This is a genomic window from Clostridium sp. Cult3, from assembly GCF_021655115.1.
Classification (GTDB): Bacteria; Bacillota; Clostridia; order Tissierellales; family Tepidimicrobiaceae; genus PPXY01.
In genome coordinates, this window is sequence record NZ_PPXY01000023.1 from 1 (window position 1) to 19,126 (window position 19,126).

Sequence of the window (19,126 nt, forward strand, 5' to 3'; positions counted from 1 at the left end):
TATATTCAGAGGAATAAAAAATATATTTAATTTAATAAAATAAAAACATGAACCTGTTTTTGGTTCATGCATTTATTTCCTACTTTCATTATCCGATTTTTTATTTTCCTTAGGTAAAGTAGCTTTCCTAGATAGATTGATTCTACCTTGATTATCGATATCTATTACCTTAACCAGTACTTCATCCCCAACATTTAACACATCTTCTACTTTATTTATCCTCTCATGAGCTATGTTGGAAATATGAACAAGACCTTCTTTGCCATTTAGTATTTCAACAAAAGCGCCAAAGGGCACCGTTCTTACTACCTGACCTAGATAGATTTCCCCTACCTCCACATCCTTGATAACTCTATTAATTAATTCAATGGCTTTTTCTCCATTTTTGACATCATCAGCAGCAATAGAAACCTTACCATCATCATCTATGTCAATTTTAACCCCTGTTTCATCAATTATCTTGTTGATCATCTTGCCACCAGGGCCAATGATATCCCTTATCTTATCAGGATGAACCTGCATAGTAAATATCCTTGGAGCATAAGGTGATAATTCTTCCCTTGGCTTAGAAATTACCTCGTTCATTTTATCTAAAATAAAAAATCTAGCTTCTTTAGCTTTCGATAACGCTTCCTCTAATACGGGTCTATCGATGCCAGATATTTTTATATCCATTTGAATTGCAGTAATACCTTCTCTAGTTCCAGCAACTTTAAAATCCATATCTCCCAGATGGTCTTCTAATCCCTGTATGTCTGTCAAAATAACTACTTTTTCATCGGATTTTATTAATCCCATAGCAATACCTGCTACAGGAGCTTTTATAGGTACTCCTGCATCTAAGAGGGCCAATGTACTACCACAAACGCTAGCTTGAGAACTTGAACCGTTTGAACTCAGTACTTCTGATACTAATCTTATAGTATAAGGAAATTCTTCCTCTCCTGGGATTACCGGCTCTAAAGCCCTTTCAGCTAATGCACCATGGCCTACTTCTCGTCTTCCTGGACCTCTTAACATCCTTGTATCTCCTACACTATAAGGCGGGAAATTGTAATGGTGCATATACCGTTTTGATTCTTCCTCGCTAATTCCATCTATTATTTGTACATCGCTAGAAGCACCTAAGGTAGCAACAGTAAGCACCTGAGTTTGACCTCTCTTAAATAATCCTGAGCCATGGGTTCTTGGAAGCATCCCTACTTCACAGCTTATAGGTCGTATCTCACCAACTTTTCTATTATCTGGCCTTATCCCTTCTTCTAATATTAATCGCCTTACCTCTTCTTTTATAATTTCATCTAGAACTTCATATATGTCCTTTTCATTTTCAGGATATTCTTCTATAAACTTATTTACTGTTTCTTCTTTAACTTCCTCTATATTTTCTTCTCTTTCCTGTTTTTCTACTGTTTGTATAGCTGAAACAAGTTTTTCAGACGCAAATGCCCTAACTTTGTCTTCTATTTCTTCCTCTGGTTTAAACACTTGATATTCTTGCTTTTCTTTGCCCACTTCCAATTGAATAGACTCTATAAATTTACATAATTTTTTGATTTCTTCATGAGCATACAAAATACCCTCCAACATAACTGATTCAGGTAATTCATTTGCCCCTGCTTCAACCATCATTATTGCATCTTTAGTTCCAGAAACAACTAAATGCATATCTGATCGATCTCTTTCCTCAGCAGTAGGATTGATTACTAATCTTTCATCAATTAAGCCTACCAATACCGAGGCTGTTGGTCCATTAAATGGTATGTCAGATATAGATAAAGCTATGGAAGAACCAATCATAGCCACAATATCAGGTGTACAATCTTGATCCACAGATAAGACAGTTGCTATAACTTGTACATCATTTCTATATCCTTCAGGGAAAAGAGGACGAATAGGTCTATCTATTAATCGTGAAGTTAGTATAGCCTTATCACTAGGTTTGCCTTCTCTCTTTATAAATCCACCTGGTATTTTACCAACAGAATATAGCTTTTCTTCAAAATCTACGCTTAGTGGGAAAAAGTCTATTCCTTCCCTTGGTTCTTTAGATGCAGTAGCCGTAACCAACACTACGGTATCTCCATATTGTAGCAAGCATGCTCCATTAGCTTGTTCAGCAACTTTTCCAATAGTTACAGTTAGAGGTCTACCTGCTAAGTTGTATTGAAACTGCTTTTCCATTTTCTCACTCCTTCATAAGATAATTACTATTATTATAACCTATTAATCATATTAAAACACTAAATAAATCAATAGAGCGGGAATGTCCCCGCTCTTATTAACCTCTAATTCCAAGTTTTTCAATTAAAGCACGATATCTTTCAATATCATTTTTCTGCAAGTAATTCAAAAGACCTCTTCTTTGACCTATCATTTTAAATAAACCCCTTCTTGAATGATGGTCTTTCTTATGGGTCTTAAGATGATTAGTTAATGAGTTGATTCTGTAGGTTAAAATTGCAACTTGTACTTCTGGTGATCCAGTATCATTTTCATGCAATTTGTACTCTTCGATAATTTGAGCTTTTTGTTCCTTAGTCATTGTCATCTATTTTACCTCCTCTATTATAAATTCACCAATAGCTAAGTAAATCGCCGAGGAAACGATAAACATAGCCAAAGGTAACACTACCAAAATAATATTATCATATATATATTCAATTGTAAACCTCATTGATGAGCTTTTATATAATATATATCACTTTTTATTTGATCAATTAATTCTTTAGCAGAATTAAATTTTATATCATCTCGAATAAAATTAACAAATAATACCTCAATCAATTGTCCATATATATTTTTATTAAAGTTCAAAATATGATTTTCTATTTTTAATTTATTTTCATTAAATGTAGGATTGTACCCAATATTAGTTAAGCTTAAGTACTGTTTGCTATCTACTATGGTTATGGTTTTATATACCCCTATTTTAGGTATCACGTAGTTGTCGTCTAGTCTAATATTTGCTGTAGGATATCCTAGTTTTGTTCCCCTACTGCTTCCTTCGACTACATGGCCTAAAATAGTATAATATCGCCCTAAGAATTTGTTTGCCTTTTCTACCTGTCCTTTCATTAATAGATTTCGTATTATGGTGCTACTAACAATTTGATCTTCAATAGTAATAGGCATAACAATATTGGTTTCAAATCCCTCTTTTTTCCCTAATTCCTTTAAGTATTCACTGTTTCCCATTGCTTTATATCCAAATCTATAATCAAATCCAACCGTAATCAGTTTAGCATTTAATTTTCCAATTATTATATTTTCTACAAATTCTTCACTAGATAACTTCATCAGACTCTCATCGAAATCTATGATATAGACAACTTCCACGCCAAGTTCTTCTAATATTTTTAATTTTTGCTCATTTGAAGTAAGGATAGGAATACTATCCCGATCGTTATTTAATATGGTTTTAGTGTGATTCCTAAATAATAGGACCCCAGGCTTTAATTTCTTATGCTTGGCTTTTTTTACAGTATCTTCTATTAAATATTTGTGCCCAAAATGGATCCCATCGAAATTTCCTAAGGCAACTGCTGTTTTATAGTTAGACTTTTCATCAATATTTAAATCTATAATCTCCATATTCATCACCTTATATTAGAACTTTACACATCTTTATATAATATATATTATCCTTCCTAATAACCCTACCTATCCCAATAAATGTATCCTTAGAATATATTCTTAATAACGAATTTTTATCGTATTCCCTAGTCATGTTTTTAAATAATGGAACTAAGGCACCGTTTTTCAATTTATTATAATACTTATCCTCCACCACTACCTTATCCATATGAGTTAAAGCTTTATCCATTGGGAGAATCAACGTCTCTAACTCCTTTTCATCTAGGTTTTTTAAATAGTCAAGGCTATAGCTATCCTCTATTTTAAAATCCCCCACGCCCACTCTCATTAGGTAAGACATATGCCCATAAGTACCTAAAACCTTCCCTATATCATCACATAAAGTTCTTATGTATGTTCCCCTTGAACATTTAGTGTAGAAGATTACACTTCTATTCCCAATATTTGCTAATATTTTGATATCGTATATAAAAACCTCTCTACATGCTCTTTTAACAACTTTACCCTCTCTAGCTAACTCATACAGTTTTTTCCCACTATACTTTAGTGCAGAATACATAGGTGGCTCCTGAAGTATCCTACCTTGAAATCCATTAAAAGCATTGCATATCTCTTCTTTACTAACCTTTTTTGAAGAATGGTTTGTTATCATACCATCGCTATCTAGGGTATCTGTGGCAGTACCCAAACTTAATTCTCCAACATATTCTTTATCCATATCAAGTAAATATTCACTGATCCTAGTAGCTCTTCCAATACATAGGGGAAGAACTCCGGCTGCACTAGGATCTAAGGTCCCTGTATGTCCAATTTTTCTTATCCCTGTAATTTTTCTCATTATGTTTACTACATCATGGGAAGTTAATCCTTTTGGTTTGAAAATATTTATTATACCGTCCATATGATCACCTAAAAGAATTTATTATTTCATCAAGAATAGAATCTTTTGCCTCATTTATTGTTCCGTAAATAGTGCAACCAGCAGCTCTTTTATGTCCACCACCATCAAACTTAACACACACTTCTGAAACATCTATCATCTTTTTACTTCTCAAGCTAACTTTAATTTCATCATTCTTCATTTCCTTTAATAGACATGCAATTTCTATAGAATCTATATCTCGAATAAAAGATACTATACCTTCTGTATCCTCTAAACTTGCATTATTAGATTTGAGCATTTGTTGGGTTACAGAAACAATACCTACTTTTCCATCTAAAAATAACTCCAAGCTGTTTAAAGAATCTATAAATAAGTTTGTTCTCTCAAGGCTCCTACTTTGATATAAGTTGATATTAATATGGTTTATATCAATTCCAGTTTTGATTAAATCTGCAGCAATTAAATGGGTTGAATATGTGGTATTGCTATACATAAAACTTCCAGTATCCGTGCTTATAGCTGTATATAAACAAGTTGCAATATCCTTATCTATAGGTATTCCAGCGTCCTTAATCAATTCATAGATTATTTCTCCTGTAGCACCAGCTGAAGGAGATACTATATTAATATGACCATAGTTATTATTAGAAATATGATGGTCTATATTGATAATATTTTTAGCCTGTAGGGCAAATTGTTTACCTATACCTAGCCTTTCTAGGTCACTACTGTCTAAAGCGATAAATGTATCAATATTCTCCTCAATATCGTATTCCCTAATCATTTCTATATTTGGTAAAAACCAATAATTTTTAGGAATGTCATCTACCTTGATAACTTTAACATCTTTATCTATCTTTCTTAAGGCCATCCCTAAAGCTAATGTAGAGCCTATATTATCACCATCTGGTTGTACATGGGAAGCAATGTATATATTCTTAGATTTTCGAATAACATCAATTACTTCATTTATTGAACTTTTAAAGGAATTAGTCATCGGAATTTCTCCTCTTCTCTTTGTCTTCCTTATTTACTTTATCGATTAATTTTGACATGTATATTCCCCGTTCAATAGATTCATCTAGATGAAATATAGGCTCTGGCACGTACCTTAAATCTACTCTATTTCCAATTTCCTTCCGAATGAATCCTTTAGCACTTTCTAAACCCTCTAATGTATCTTCCTTATTTTTTTCATCTCCTAATACAGATACATATATATTTGCAAAACTTAAATCTCTAGTAACTTCAACCTTTGTTACGGTAATCATAGGATTTATGCGTGGATCCTTAATTTCCGTTGTAAGCAATTCTGATACGGTCTTTCTAACTTCTTCAGATATCCTATTAATCCTTTTTATATCCATGGAATGCACTCCTTACTATTCTACTTCTTTCAATATATATGCTTCTAAAACATCTCCCTCTTTTATATCATTATAGTTTTCAAGGCCTAAACCGCCTTCATAACCAGTTAACACTTCCCTTACATCATCTTTAAATCTTTTTAATGATGATACACTGCCTTCAAATATTACAATATCATCCCTTAATAGTCGTATATTACTATTTCTAGTGATTTTTCCATCTTGAACATAGATACCAGCTACAGTACCAGCATTTGGAACTTTAAATGTGGCTCTAACCTGAGCTCTCCCTATAACTTGTTCTACATATTTTGGTTCTAACATACCCTTAATAGCAGCTTCAATATCAGCAATAGCATCATATATAACTCTATAAGTTCTAACATCAACTTTCTCTTCTTTGGCTATATCTAGAGCATTTAGCGTTGGTCTTACATTAAATCCAATAATTATTGCATTGGATGCAGCTGCTAACATAATATCAGTTTCCGTAATGCCTCCAACTCCTCCATGGATGATATTAACTTTTACCTCTTCGTTTTCCAACTTTTCAAGAGATTGCCTAATTGCATCTATAGTCCCTCTCACATCAGTTTTTATAATAATATTTAACTCTTTTATTTCTCCTAATTGTATTTTTTCAAATAGATCGTCTAAAGACACTTTTTGTGTAGATTTTAGTTGTTCCTCCCTATCTAGCTCCTTTTTCCTCTCTGCATAGGTTCTCGCAGTTTTCTCGTCTTCTACCGCATAGAGAACGTCCCCAGATAGAGGTACTTCAGACAAACCCAAAATCATTACAGGAATAGAAGGACCTGCTTTTTTTACATTTTTACCTTTATCATCAAACATGGCTCTTATCCTACCACTTGCACTTCCACAAACTACCATATCCCCTACTCTTAGAGTTCCTTTTTGAACTAATACTGTTGCTACTGGCCCTCTTCCCTTATCTAATTGAGCTTCAACGACTGTGCCTACTGCCTTTCTATCAGGATTAGCCATCAGTTCTTGCATTTCTGCTACAAGCAATATCATTTCTAACAGATCATCAATACCTTCTTTTCTCAATGCAGAAACAGGTACATTAACCGTATCTCCACCCCATTCTTCTGCTACTAACCCATATTCTACTAATTCTTGTCTTATTCTATCTATATTGGCATCTGGTTTATCTATTTTGTTTATTGCTACAATAATAGGTACGTTGGCAGCCTTAGCATGATTAATTGCTTCCACTGTTTGTGGCATAACACCATCATCTGCTGCAACAACAAGTACAGCTATATCTGTAACTTGAGTGCCCCTAGCTCTCATAGAGGTAAAGGCCTCATGACCAGGAGTATCTAAGAATACTATTTTTTCTCCTTTAACGTTAACAATAGAGGCACCAATATGTTGTGTTATCCCTCCAGCTTCTTGCTTAGTAACATGGGTTTTTCTAATAGCATCTAGTAATGATGTTTTACCATGATCTACATGGCCCATAACTGTAACTACCGGTGGCCTAGGTTTCAAATCTTCAGGATCATCTTCATAATCTAAGTCAAATTCATCCTCTTCCTCTAATGGTTCGAATTTAACAACCTCAAATCCAAATTCTTCTCCTATAATACTCGCTGTATCAAAATCTATAGATTGATTTTGACTAGCCATTACTCCCAAACCTATTAATTTAGTTATCAATTCTGCTGAACTTATGCCCATTTGATCAGCCAAATCCTTAACTACTATTGTATCTTCTATTTCTATTGTTGTTTTTTCTACTTCTCCATTTATATTTTCCTTGATTTCATTTTTGTTATCCATTTTCATCTTGTCTTCTTTTTTAGCTTTTTCCTTTCCATTATTTTTTATCTCGTCTTCTTTTTGCATTTCTCCTATAAAAAGTTCTTTAACGGTTTCTGCCTCACTATTTTCTATTGTAGTCATATGACTATTAACATCTAATCCCATCTCATTCATTATATCCATTAGTTCCTTACTAGTTATTTTAAGTTCTTTTGCCAACTCATATACTCTAATTTTTGTCAAACTATACACCCCCAATGTTTTTACAGGTGATGATTGATATTGCTTTATTTAGAATCAATTATTGCATCCTTTAATTTGTTATATATTTCATCTGGTATATCTATTTCCAGTGTTCTAGCAAGTCTTTTATTCTTTATTACCCTTGCTAAGCAATCTTCATCTGAACAAATATATGCTCCCCTACCATTCATCTTACCTGTCAAATCCACCTCTATGTGACCATCTCTGTCCTTAACAATTCTAATTAGCTCCTTTTTAGGTCTGTTTTGGTCACAAGCTATACATCTTCTCATGGGTATTTTCTTTTTTTTCAAATTATCACCTCACTATCTCTATGAAATCAATCCTTCTTCATATTGACTTTCACTTTTTATATCTATTTTCCAATTGGTAAGCTTTGCAGCTAATCTTGCATTTTGACCTTCCTTACCAATAGCTAGTGATAATTGATAATCTGGTACTACAACTAGTGCAGATTTTTCCTTCTCGTTTGCTTCAACTTTTATTACCTTAGAAGGACTTAAACTATTCGCAATAAATTCCTCAATGTTTTTACTCCAGATTATAATGTCGATTTTTTCACCACTTAATTCATCAACAATAGCTTTTACCCTACTTCCTTTAAATCCAACGCATGCCCCAACCGGATCTACATTCGGATCCTTTGAAAAAACGGCAATCTTAGTTCGTGAACCTGCTTCTCTAGATATTGCATATACATCTACCACGCCTTCATGTATCTCTGGCACTTCTAGTTCGAATAGTCTTTTAACCAGCCCAGGATGAGATCTAGAGAGAATAATCTGCGGCCCTTTTGTGGTCTTTTTAACTTCTAATATATATAGCTTTAGCCTGTCACCTTGCTTATATACTTCTCCTTCTATTTGTTCTGTTGGTGGCAATATGCCTTCAGTTTTACCTAGATCTATATAGACATTATTTTTGCTTATCCTCTGTATCATACCAGTTATTATCTCATTTTCTCTATTAATAAACTCATCATATATTACATCTCTTTCTGCGTCCTTTATCCTTTGTATTACTACCTGCTTAGCCGTTTGTGCTGCTATCCTTCCAAAATTTTTTGGTGTTATTTCTATGTTTACTACATCTCCTAACTGATACTTTTCATCAATTTCTTTAGCTTCTTCTACATTTATCTCCATTAGATCATCTTCCACATCTTCGACTACTGCTTTCTTTGCATATACTTTAACTGATCCAAAGTTTTTGTCTATTTCAACTTCTACATTTTGCGATGATCCAAAGTTTTTCTTATAGCTAGAAATAAGTGCAGATTCTAAAGCTTCGAAGATTACCTCTTTTGATATTCCCTTTTCTTCTTCTATCTCTTCAAGGGCTTCAATAAACTCTGCATTCATTAACTTAACCCTCCCTTAAAATTTAACCGATAATTTAATATTTGAGATAGCATCTCTTTGAATTGCCCTTTCTTCTTGGTTCTCTTCCTTGATAGTAATATCTTCTTGGCTAAAACCTATTAACTGACCAGAATATTTCTTCTTACCATCTATATTTCTATATAAGCTTATCTCTATATCTTTTCCAATGTTTCTATTTAAATCTTTATCTGTTTTTAAAGGTCTATCTAGTCCTGGAGATGAAACCTCTAAATAATAGCTATCCTGTATAGGATCTAATTCATCTAATTTATTTCCTAGCACTTCGCTAACCTTTTGACAGTCATCAATAGTTATCCCTTCAGCTTTACCTATGAAAAACCTTAAAAATTGTTCCCCATTTTCTTTTACAAATTCTATATCTACCAAGTCATATCCTAAATCTTCTACTATAGGCTCGCAATGCTCTCCGATAAGTTTGATAATATTCCTTCTATTCAAAGTATCACCTCCGCAAATTATATCTATTTTTTGTAATGGTATTTATAAATATACCTATTATATGGGCTAATCAAACAAATTAAGAGTGGGATGGCCCACTCTCTTAAGTACAATTAACCTGTTGTTGTTATCACTACAATTATATCATATAGTTAGAAAAAATCAAATATTAAAAAGGCTAATTTGATTGCTTTCAGGTAAATTAGATAGACATCCATGTTCTCTCAAAGCTTCTAAAGCTGGTTTACTCACCTTTGCTCTGGTCACTAAATCTTCTATAGATAAGAACTCTGCTATATTACGTTCTTCAACAATCTTTCTAGCAACTGTTTCGCCAACGCCTTCTAAGCTTTTAAGAGGCGGTAAAATTCCCTTGTCACCAATCAAAAATTTATCGCTATGAGAATTATATAGATGAACTTTTTCAAAATTTAGTTCTCTAGCATACATTTCTTGAACCACTTCTAATACAGTCAATTGATTTCTCTCCTTGGCAGTTAATTCATTGTAAGTACTCTCTAATTCTTTAATCCTATCATCAACAACACCTTTTCCCTGTAAAACCAAGTGAGCATCAAAATCTTGAGCTTTCGTAGTAAAGTAAGTTGCATAAAATGCTTCCGGATAATGAACCTTAAAATAAGCAATTCTAAAAGACATCATTACATAAGCAGCTGCATGGGCTTTAGGAAACATATACTTTATCTTTTTGCAGGAATCAATATACCACTCTGGTACATTGGAGGACCTCATATAATCCTCTTCTTCTTCAGATAATCCTCTTCCCTTTCTTACTTTCTCCATTATCTTAAAAGATGTTTTCTTATCTAGTCCTGAATAGATTAAATATAACATGATGTCGTCCCTAGTAGAAATAACCTGGCTTAAAGAAGCTGTACCATTTCTTACAAGATTTTGGGCATTATTTAACCATACATCTGTTCCATGGGACAGACCGCTAATTCTAACTAATTCTGAAAATGTACTTGGTTGAGTGTCAACAAGCATTTGTCTAACAAACCTAGTACCAAACTCAGGAATGCCCAAAGTACCAACTTCAGTGTTTATTGTTTTGGGTTCGATACCTAATGGTTCAGTACTAGTAAATAATTTCATAGTTTCTTCATCATCTAATGGGATATCCTTCGGCTCTACTCCTGTAATATCTTCTAGCATCCTAATTATCGTCGGAACATCATGGCCTAATATATCCAATTTAAGTATTCTACCACTGATAGAATTGTAATCGAAATGAGTGGTTATTACTCCTGACTTCTTATCATCGGCTGGATACTGAATTGGCGTAAAATCATATATGTCTTTATATTTTGGTACGATCATAACACCACCTGGATGTTGTCCCGAAGTCCGTTTTATACCAGTACAACCTGCAACTAATCTATTGATCTCCGCTGGGTGAACGCTTATGCCCTTTTGTTCGTGGTACTTCTTTACAAACCCATAGGCTGTTTTTTCAGCAATAGTACCAATAGTCCCTGCCCTAAAAACATATCCTTCACCAAATAATTCTTCTGTATACTTATGGGCATTGGGCTGATATTCTCCAGCAAAGTTTAAATCTATATCCGGCTCTTTATCTCCTTCAAACCCCAGAAAAACTTCAAAAGGAATGTCATGACCATCCTTGTTTAGTTTAGTGCCGCATTTTGGACACTCCTTATCTGGTAGGTCTATACCAGAGCCTATAGACCCATCTTCAATAAATTCGCTATATTTACATTTTGAACATACATAATGTGGAACAAGAGGGTTTACTTCAGTGATACCACTCATAGTTGCTACAAAAGATGAACCGACAGATCCCCTAGAACCAACAAGATATCCATCCTCCATCGACTTCCATACCAGTTTTTGTGCAATTATATACATTACAGCATATCCATTGTCTATTATGGAGTTCAGTTCTCTATCTAGTCTTTTCTTAACAATATCTGGTAAAGGATCGCCGTATATTTCTACAGCCCTTTTATAGGTTATTTCCTTTAATTCCTCATCTGCTCCTTCAATAATTGGTGGGTAGGTACCATCTGGAATTGGCTTGATATCTTCTATTTCATCAGCTAGTATATTAGAATTCTTTATTACCACTTCCTCTGCTTTTTTCTTCCCTAGGTAATCAAATTCCTCTAACATTTCATCTGTAGTTTTTAAAAATAGTGGTGGTTGAAAATCTGCATCGGAATAGCCTTGCCCTGTCATTAATATTCTTCTATATATTTCGTCTTCTGGATCTAAAAAATGTACATCACCAGTAGCTACCACCGGCTTATTAAATTTATCACCTAACTCTACAATTCGTTGATTAATTTCCCTTAATTCATCTTCGTTTTTGACAAGCCCATTTCTTAACAAGTGCATATTATTGCCTATAGGCTGTATTTCTAAATAATCGTAGAAACTTACAATGTTCTTTATTTCATTAAAATCTTTGTTTTTAAGGATTGCACTATATAGTTCTCCAGCTTCACATGCACTTCCAATTATTAGACCTTCCCTGTACTCAGATAATAAGGATTTAGGTATTCGGGGTCTTCTATAAAAAAAGTTTAAATGTGATTTAGAAATAAGTTTATATAGATTTTTTAATCCTTCCTGATTTTTTGCTAGTATAATTATGTGATAGGGTCTCTCTTTGGAAATATCCTTATTAGCCGACAGTTTGTTTATTTGACAAAAATCATCAATATTATTCTCATCTAACATAGCCATACACTTAAGAAAAATCTCTGCAGTGGCTTTTGCGTCATCCACAGCTCTGTGATGGTTGACTAAGCTTACATTTAGATGTTTTGCAACTACATCAAGTCTATGCCTTTTCAGTTGAGGAAATAAGGCTCTAGTAAGTTCTAATGTGTCAATGATTGGATTTTCTAAAGATTTTTCAAGTCTTAAGAAACCTTCTCTTAAGAAACCTATATCAAAAGAAGCATTGTGGGCTACCAATACTGAATCTTGGATAAACTTTTTAAAATCTGGTAAAACTTCTTCTATCTTGGGTTTGTTAGCAACCATTTCATCGGTAATGCCAGTAAGTTTTACTATATTATTTGGAATTGGCCTTTCTGGGTTAATTAGTTGACTATACTCATCTATAATATTACCATCTTTTATTTTTACTGCTCCAATTTCCGTTATTCTGTCATTAGTAGGGGATAGGCCTGTGGTCTCAATATCAAATACTACATAGGTATTATAAACTTCATCTTCGTTATAATTAGTTATAATTGGTTTGTTGTCGTTGATTAAGTATCCCTCTACCCCATATATAATTTTAAGCCCTAATTCTGCACCCGCTTCCATAGCTTCAGGGAATCCTTGTACTACACCGTGGTCCGTAATTGCTATAGCTTTATGACCCCATTTTTTAGCCCTTTTAGCTAGTTTTTTGAAGCTAGTTATACCATCCATGGAGCTCATTTGAGTATGTAGATGGAGTTCAACACGCTTCTTCTCAAAAGTATCCATTCTTTCTTCTTTTTCCAATAAGTTTAATGATTTTAGCATTAAAACAAGATGTTTGGAGAAATTATCAAATATTATATCTCCTTCCACCTTTACATATAAATCTTCCTTAACATTTGCAATAAACTCATCAAATTGTTTTTCCGTTAAAAACACCTTAATAGTCATAGAATCCGTTAAGTCTGTAATGTTAAAGGTTACTAATTTCCTATTACCTCTAATATCTCTAGTTTCTAGGTGGAATATTTCACCAACAATTACAGCTGTCCCCGTCTCAGTTGTAATATCCTTTATTTTCATAGGTTCCTCACGGATCTTCTTGCCAAATACGTAGTCTCCACTGGTAACCAATGTTTTATTGTTTTTTTTCTTTTCTGTATCATTTTTAATATTTTTTATGGTTTCTAAAGAGATTATCTTTTCTTCTTCTATAGTCTTCTTAATTATCTCATCACCATTTTCTAAAATCTTTGAATTGTCCAATATTACATCTAAATCTATTTTAAATTCATCCATTAATTTCTTTTTGATTTTTAATGGAATCTTGTTATTTTCCAACGCATAATTAATAACCCTATTAGTTACATGGATCACAATAGAATTATCTATAATATGAAAATCCAATTCTTCAATCCAAGAACTACTTGAAGGAATCTCTTTTTCAATAAAATATAAAATATTTTCCCAATATACATCCATAATGTTTTCAATGCTACTGTCAATCTCATATTCTATCATCAGTAATAAATTAAATTCATCAAATCTAGATTTCAACACATTTTCTATATTATCTAAAACTTTCTCACTAACAATTTTATTTGAGCATAATATTACCTCAATAGTATAAGTGCTCATATAAACCTTAACATTTTTGATAAATAAAGAATCTATCTCGTAATCTATTGATATATTATTTCTTGCCAATAGTTGTGATAGTTGTAGGTTTTGAGTTTTTTGTTGTTTCATATCTAGCCTCCCCTTCAACTTCTATGGGATACTTCTATTATGTTTTCAATACTCATAATGGAGTTAAGTAAATTGTATTTAATATTCGGTTCCTTCATTGCTATTTCAAGATCAATCTCTATTAAATTATCGTCTTTATGCTCGTAATCAATGCTCAATATATTAGCATCGTAGTTGCCGAGAATCTGACCAATTCTCCCAACTTGTCCAGGTTTGTCAATAGAGATTATACTAAGAGAAAAAATATGATAGCCCTTCGGCCTAATTCTTTTACCTGCCTTTTGAAAAACCATTAAGGTAATAACTACCAAGGCTGTGGTGAGTATAGCTCCTAGATAAAAACCTGCGCCTACTGCTAGTCCAATAGTAGCAACAACCCACAAACTGGCAGCCGTCGTCAGGCCTGTTACTATACCACTATCTCTACGCAAAATAGTCCCAGCACCTAAAAACCCAATACCACTTATTACTTGCGCTGATAATCTATCAGAATAATATCCACCTTCAATACTAGTAAACATTGAATTTAAATATAGTGATAATAGCATTACCAACGTAGAACCTAAAGATACTAACATATGGGTTCTCAATCCTGCAGGTTTTTTTGTACTTTCCCTATCTAAACCAATAAAGCCTGATAGTATTATGGAAACCACAAGTCTAGTAACAACCTGTTTATTATTTAGCATAAAAACACCCTTCTACAGAATATTTAAAGGTTTTCTATTTCTTTAATCAGTTCGTCTATTAAATTTTCTTCCTTTACTTTTCTGATAATCTCGCCTTTTTTAAATATCAATCCTTCTCCTTGTCCTCCTGCAATACCTATATCCGCTTCCCTAGCTTCACCAGGTCCATTTACAGGGCAGCCCATAATTGCTACCTTTAGAGGTTTTTTAATGTGCTCTAGTCGCTTTTCTGCATTATCTACTAATTTAAAAAGATCTATATTTGTCCTGCCACAGGTAGGGCATGATATGATCTCAACTCCTTCCTCTAATAGGCCTAATGATCTTAGGATCTCCTTTCCTACTTTTACCTCTTCTAATGGATCTCCTGTTAAGGATATTCTGATAGTATCTCCAATTCCCATGGAAAGCAAAGTACCAATGCCAACAGCCGATTTTATTGTGCCTCTCCATATTGGGCCAGCTTCAGTAACTCCTAAGTGCAAGGGATAATTAATGATTTCAGATATTTTTTCATAGGTTTTAATAGTCAAAGGTACAGAACTAGCCTTTAGAGATATTTTCATATTTTCGTAGTTTAAGTTTTCGAGTAATCTTATCTGTTCTAATGCACTATATACCATAGCATTCTCGTTTACTCCACCATATTTATCTAGATATTCTTTTTTTATAGAACCAGAGTTTACTCCTATCCTTATTGGCACTTCTCTTTCTTTGCAAGCACTGACAACCTCCCTTACTCTAGTCTCTGAACCAATATTACCAGGATTTATCCTTAGGCAATCAGCGCCATTTTCAACAGCTGCAATGGCTAATCTATAATCAAATTGTATATCAGCAACAAAAGGTATCCTTATGTTTTCTTTAATCTTCCTCACAGCTTTTGCATCTTCTAAATCCGTTATAGCTCCGCGGATAATATCACAACCCGCCTCTTCTAATTTATTAATTTGACTTACCGTACTCACTATATCTTTAGTACTGGTGTTAGTCATGGATTGAACTGTAATGGGACTCCCCCCACCAACTGCCACATTGCCTACCATGATTTTCTTAGTCTTTTTTCTTTCCATTAAATCACCTTCTAAATAGATTAAATCTAATAATATCTGAATAAGTAACAGCTATCATCAAAACAATTAACAAAGCAAAACCTACAAAGTGGATAAACCCTTCCTTTTCGGGGTCTATTGGTTTACCCCTGATTATCTCAATAATCAAAAATATGATCCTACTTCCATCTAAAGCTGGTATAGGTAAAAGGTTGAAAAAACCCAAATTAACGCTAATAAATCCAAGCAAATATAATAAGTTTACAATGCCATATTTAGCTGTTTCACCTATGGCATATATAACACCAACAGGACCAGAAAGATCCTTAGTGCTTACCTGCCCCCTAAAAGCCATCCTAATAAATTCAAACATGAGCTTTAGCATAGATCCAGTCTTTTGAAAACCACCCTTTATAGACGATGAAAAAGATTTATGGAGTTCTGGTACTATACCAATAATGGTCCTTTCTTCCTCATTTGTTTCAGGCTTTATAGTATACTTTATACTTTCTCCATGCCGTAATAGTACTATGGTCATATCTTCACCAGGAATAGATTTGCTTATTTCATCAACAACACTATCCCAATTATTAGTTTCTTTATCATTTATACTTAATATCTGGTCCCCACTTTGTATACCAATTTTTTCTGCTGGTGACTCCTCGATGGTTTCCAAAATGGTGGTGGTTGGCATACCCATACTATATGATACAATAGAAAATACAATTATTGCCAACACAAAATTCATAATTGCCCCAGCTGCTACAACTGCTATTCTAGATGGAGCCGAAACTTTGCTAAAACTCCTTGGATCATCAGAATTTTCATCTTCGCCTTCCATACTTACATACCCACCTATAGGCAAAGCTCTAATGGTATACTTTGTTTCTCCCTTTTTCTTTTGAAATATCTTTGGCCCCATGCCAATAGAGAATTCATTAACTTTTATACCGACTAATTTTGCAACTATAAAATGTCCAAATTCATGAAATAATATTACCATCAAAAAGACAAATATTGCCGCTATTGCTGTTAGCAATTTAATCACCACCTATTTTTTTACAATATAAACCAATTTACATAATAATAAACAAGAGGAGCTGTAAACAATATACTATCAAATCGATCCAATACCCCACCATGTCCAGGTATTATGAAACCAAAGTCCTTAATATTGGAGATTCTTTTGATTTTAGATGCTGATAAATCTCCTAATTGAGCCATTATACTTCCTATTATAGATAGTGGTATTAGTTTCCAAATATGTTCTAATTTTAAGTATTTAGCAAATATATAGGTCAATAATACAGGCCCTAATATCCCCCCTAAAGAACCTTCTATAGTCTTGTTGGGACTGAGATTAGGACATAACTTTTTCTTACCAAATAGATTCCCAAATACATAGGCAGAAGTATCCGTCCCCCAAGCTATGATAAATACTAACCATATATATATGCTTCCACCTAAATATAGGATATGCTGGAATAAGAAAGGTATGTAAAAAATCCCGAAAAAAGTTATACTAATATCATAAAAGGTCTTATTATTAATGAATATTAGTGATATTAATAGTGCTATTATGGAAAAATACAATATAAACATCAAAGAAAACCTCTCGTAATCTAACCAGTGGAACAAAAATAATACACAACTTATATATCCTATAGGTTTTATCGGAGATACATCTTGGCCCTCAATGGCATTATAAAACTCTCTTAAACCAATTATGGATAATAGAAAGGTAAAATAGGCCATGAGAACTCCACCTTTTGAAGCTACTAATACCGTTAATAGAACTAAAATTAAACCAGTAACCGTTCTCATTAATAATTCTTTCACTTAAATTCCTCCAAATCTTCTGTTTCTTTTTTGATAGTCAATAATGGCTCTGTACAAATGTTCTTCTTTAAAATCAGGCCAGTAAATATCCGAAAACCAAAATTCCGTATAGGCTATTTGATATAACATGAAATTACTTAATCTCAATTCACCACTTGGCCTTATTAATAAATCTGGATCTGGTATATTTTTAGTATATAGGTAATTGGAAAAAGTTTCTGTATTTATATCCTCTTCATCTATTTTACCCATTTTTATATCTTCTAAAATATTCATTACTCCACGGAGAATTTCATCCCTACCTCCATAATTTAATCCAATATTAAGAATCATGTTCGTATTGTTTTTTGTTTTTTCTACGGCTTTTTCTACTTCTTGCCTAGGAACTTTGGGTAGTTTACTAATATCTCCCATAGTTTGAATCCTTACATTATTTTTGTGTATTCTATCCAGCTCACTTCTTATATATTGAACTAGTAGTTTCATAAGTCCATCGATTTCATCTTTTGGTCGTTTCCAATTCTCAGTTGAAAAAGCATATAGGGATAGATATTTTATATCAAGCTTTTCAGCCACCTCCACAATTTCAATTACACGCTTCATTCCTTCTTGATGACCTGCAGTTCTAGGTAAAAATCTTTTCTTTGCCCATCTTCCATTACCATCCATAATAATTGCCACATGATTAGGGATATTGTTTATATCTATCTTATTTTTTAGTTCTAATAGTTCCTTTTTGTTCATGATACTGCCCCCCCATCATCAAAAACCCCTTCCAAATCAGAAGGGGAAAACTTAAATCTCCAGTAATTCTTCTTCTTTTTTGTCGGTTATTTTGTCTATTTCTTCTATGAATCTATCTGTTATCTTTTGCATTTCATCTTCAGCTAACTTTCTCTCATCCTCGCTTATTTCTTTATCTTTCTCCATTTTCTTAATTGTATCATTGGACTCTCTTCTCGTATTTCTTATTGCAATTTTTGCATTTTCTGCATTTTTTCTAACAAGTTTTACTAATTCCTTTCTCCTTTCCTCAGTAAGCATTGGGATTGGTAATCTGATCAACTTGCCATCATTTGATGGATTTAATCCTAGATCCGACTTCAATATTTCTTTTTCAATTGCTGGAATTAAATTTACATCCCATGGCTTAATAACCAACAATCTTGGTTCTGGTGCTGAAACACTGGCCACTTGATTCAAAGGCGTATTGGTACCATAATAATCCACAGTAATCTTGTCCAATAAAGCTGGATTTGCTCTTCCCGCCCTAATCCCCTGAAGTTCTTCTTGATAAACAGCTATCGTTCTTTTCATCTTTTCCTCTGCTTCCTTATGAATATCTAAATACATA

17 protein-coding genes are annotated in these 19,126 nt (G+C 33.3%); all 17 read right to left on the bottom strand.

The genetic code is table 11. From position 1 onward, the window contains the following. Nucleotides 1-72 precede the first annotated feature (72 nt). Nucleotides 73-2,184, bottom strand: a complete 2,112-nt coding sequence (locus C3E88_RS05555) for a polyribonucleotide nucleotidyltransferase (RefSeq protein ID WP_236909175.1) — start codon at nt 2,182-2,184, stop codon at nt 73-75. Between the two features lie 97 nt (nt 2,185-2,281). Next, nucleotides 2,282-2,545, bottom strand: coding sequence for a 30S ribosomal protein S15 (gene rpsO, locus C3E88_RS05560; RefSeq protein ID WP_272878453.1), 264 nt, complete (start codon nt 2,543-2,545; stop codon nt 2,282-2,284). Between the two features lie 128 nt (nt 2,546-2,673). After that, nucleotides 2,674-3,594: a bifunctional riboflavin kinase/FAD synthetase gene (locus C3E88_RS05565; RefSeq protein ID WP_236909177.1), complete on the bottom strand. Its 921-nt coding sequence runs from the start codon at nt 3,592-3,594 to the stop codon at nt 2,674-2,676. A 10-nt stretch (nt 3,595-3,604) separates the two neighbouring features. Next, complete coding sequence (truB, locus tag C3E88_RS05570; RefSeq protein WP_236909178.1) at nt 3,605-4,498, bottom strand: tRNA pseudouridine(55) synthase TruB; 894 nt, start codon at nt 4,496-4,498, stop codon at nt 3,605-3,607. A gap of 4 nt (nt 4,499-4,502) precedes the next feature. After that, nucleotides 4,503-5,477 carry a DHH family phosphoesterase gene (locus tag C3E88_RS05575; protein WP_236909179.1) on the bottom strand — a complete coding sequence of 325 codons (975 nt, stop codon included), beginning with the start codon at nt 5,475-5,477 and terminating at the stop codon, nt 4,503-4,505. Further along, a complete protein-coding gene (gene rbfA / locus C3E88_RS05580) occupies nt 5,470-5,847 on the bottom strand; it encodes a 30S ribosome-binding factor RbfA (protein ID WP_272878448.1) in 378 nt (125 codons plus the stop codon). The genes C3E88_RS05575 and rbfA overlap by 8 nt, the downstream gene beginning before the upstream one ends. A gap of 15 nt (nt 5,848-5,862) precedes the next feature. Continuing rightward, the gene (gene infB / locus C3E88_RS05585) at nt 5,863-7,881 is read right to left on the bottom strand and encodes a translation initiation factor IF-2 (RefSeq protein WP_236909180.1); all 2,019 of its coding nucleotides are present in this window, start codon (nt 7,879-7,881) and stop codon (nt 5,863-5,865) included. Nucleotides 7,882-7,925: 44 nt separating this feature from the next. Beyond that, a complete protein-coding gene (gene rnpM / locus C3E88_RS05590) occupies nt 7,926-8,195 on the bottom strand; it encodes an RNase P modulator RnpM (RefSeq protein WP_236909181.1) in 270 nt (89 codons plus the stop codon). A gap of 18 nt (nt 8,196-8,213) precedes the next feature. Further along, nucleotides 8,214-9,263 (bottom strand): transcription termination factor NusA, encoded by a 1,050-nt coding sequence (gene nusA, locus C3E88_RS05595; RefSeq protein ID WP_236909182.1) that lies wholly within the window; start codon nt 9,261-9,263, stop codon nt 8,214-8,216. Nucleotides 9,264-9,278: 15 nt separating this feature from the next. Beyond that, nucleotides 9,279-9,743: a ribosome maturation factor RimP gene (gene rimP, locus C3E88_RS05600; protein ID WP_236909183.1), complete on the bottom strand. Its 465-nt coding sequence runs from the start codon at nt 9,741-9,743 to the stop codon at nt 9,279-9,281. Nucleotides 9,744-9,905: 162 nt separating this feature from the next. Continuing rightward, complete coding sequence (locus tag C3E88_RS05605) at nt 9,906-14,192, bottom strand: PolC-type DNA polymerase III (protein ID WP_236909184.1); 4,287 nt, start codon at nt 14,190-14,192, stop codon at nt 9,906-9,908. Between the two features lie 14 nt (nt 14,193-14,206). Continuing rightward, nucleotides 14,207-14,881 (bottom strand): MgtC/SapB family protein, encoded by a 675-nt coding sequence (locus C3E88_RS05610; protein WP_236909185.1) that lies wholly within the window; start codon nt 14,879-14,881, stop codon nt 14,207-14,209. Nucleotides 14,882-14,904: 23 nt separating this feature from the next. Next, the gene (gene ispG, locus C3E88_RS05615; protein WP_236909186.1) at nt 14,905-15,954 is read right to left on the bottom strand and encodes a flavodoxin-dependent (E)-4-hydroxy-3-methylbut-2-enyl-diphosphate synthase; all 1,050 of its coding nucleotides are present in this window, start codon (nt 15,952-15,954) and stop codon (nt 14,905-14,907) included. A 4-nt stretch (nt 15,955-15,958) separates the two neighbouring features. Then, nucleotides 15,959-16,972 (bottom strand): RIP metalloprotease RseP, encoded by a 1,014-nt coding sequence (gene rseP, locus C3E88_RS05620; protein ID WP_272878450.1) that lies wholly within the window; start codon nt 16,970-16,972, stop codon nt 15,959-15,961. 20 nt (nt 16,973-16,992) lie between these two features. Next, complete coding sequence (locus tag C3E88_RS05625; RefSeq protein WP_236909188.1) at nt 16,993-17,772, bottom strand: phosphatidate cytidylyltransferase; 780 nt, start codon at nt 17,770-17,772, stop codon at nt 16,993-16,995. After that, entirely contained in the window at nt 17,773-18,516 is a 744-nt protein-coding gene (locus C3E88_RS05630) for an isoprenyl transferase (RefSeq protein WP_236909189.1), read from the bottom strand. Between the two features lie 51 nt (nt 18,517-18,567). Then, a complete protein-coding gene (gene frr / locus C3E88_RS05635; RefSeq protein WP_236909190.1) occupies nt 18,568-19,125 on the bottom strand; it encodes a ribosome recycling factor in 558 nt (185 codons plus the stop codon). Nucleotide 19,126: the final 1 nt, after the last annotated feature.

Bases quoted from the DNA above. Each gene is read 5' to 3' on its own strand.
- C3E88_RS05555 (WP_236909175.1), bottom strand. From the start codon at position 2,184: ATGGAAAAGCAGTTTCAATACAACTTAGCAGGTAGACCTCTAACTGTA.
- C3E88_RS05565 (WP_236909177.1), bottom strand. From the start codon at position 3,594: ATGGAGATTATAGATTTAAATATTGATGAAAAGTCTAACTATAAAACA.
- nusA (WP_236909182.1), bottom strand. From the start codon at position 9,263: ATGAATGCAGAGTTTATTGAAGCCCTTGAAGAGATAGAAGAAGAAAAG.
- C3E88_RS05610 (WP_236909185.1), bottom strand. From the start codon at position 14,881: ATGCTAAATAATAAACAGGTTGTTACTAGACTTGTGGTTTCCATAATA.
- rpsO (WP_272878453.1), bottom strand. From the start codon at position 2,545: ATGACTAAGGAACAAAAAGCTCAAATTATCGAAGAGTACAAATTGCAT.
- C3E88_RS05575 (WP_236909179.1), bottom strand. From the start codon at position 5,477: ATGACTAATTCCTTTAAAAGTTCAATAAATGAAGTAATTGATGTTATT.
- ispG (WP_236909186.1), bottom strand. From the start codon at position 15,954: ATGGAAAGAAAAAAGACTAAGAAAATCATGGTAGGCAATGTGGCAGTT.
- rbfA (WP_272878448.1), bottom strand. From the start codon at position 5,847: ATGGATATAAAAAGGATTAATAGGATATCTGAAGAAGTTAGAAAGACC.
- C3E88_RS05605 (WP_236909184.1), bottom strand. From the start codon at position 14,192: ATGAAACAACAAAAAACTCAAAACCTACAACTATCACAACTATTGGCA.
- C3E88_RS05630 (WP_236909189.1), bottom strand. From the start codon at position 18,516: ATGAACAAAAAGGAACTATTAGAACTAAAAAATAAGATAGATATAAAC.
- truB (WP_236909178.1), bottom strand. From the start codon at position 4,498: ATGGACGGTATAATAAATATTTTCAAACCAAAAGGATTAACTTCCCAT.
- frr (WP_236909190.1), bottom strand. From the start codon at position 19,125: ATGTATTTAGATATTCATAAGGAAGCAGAGGAAAAGATGAAAAGAACG.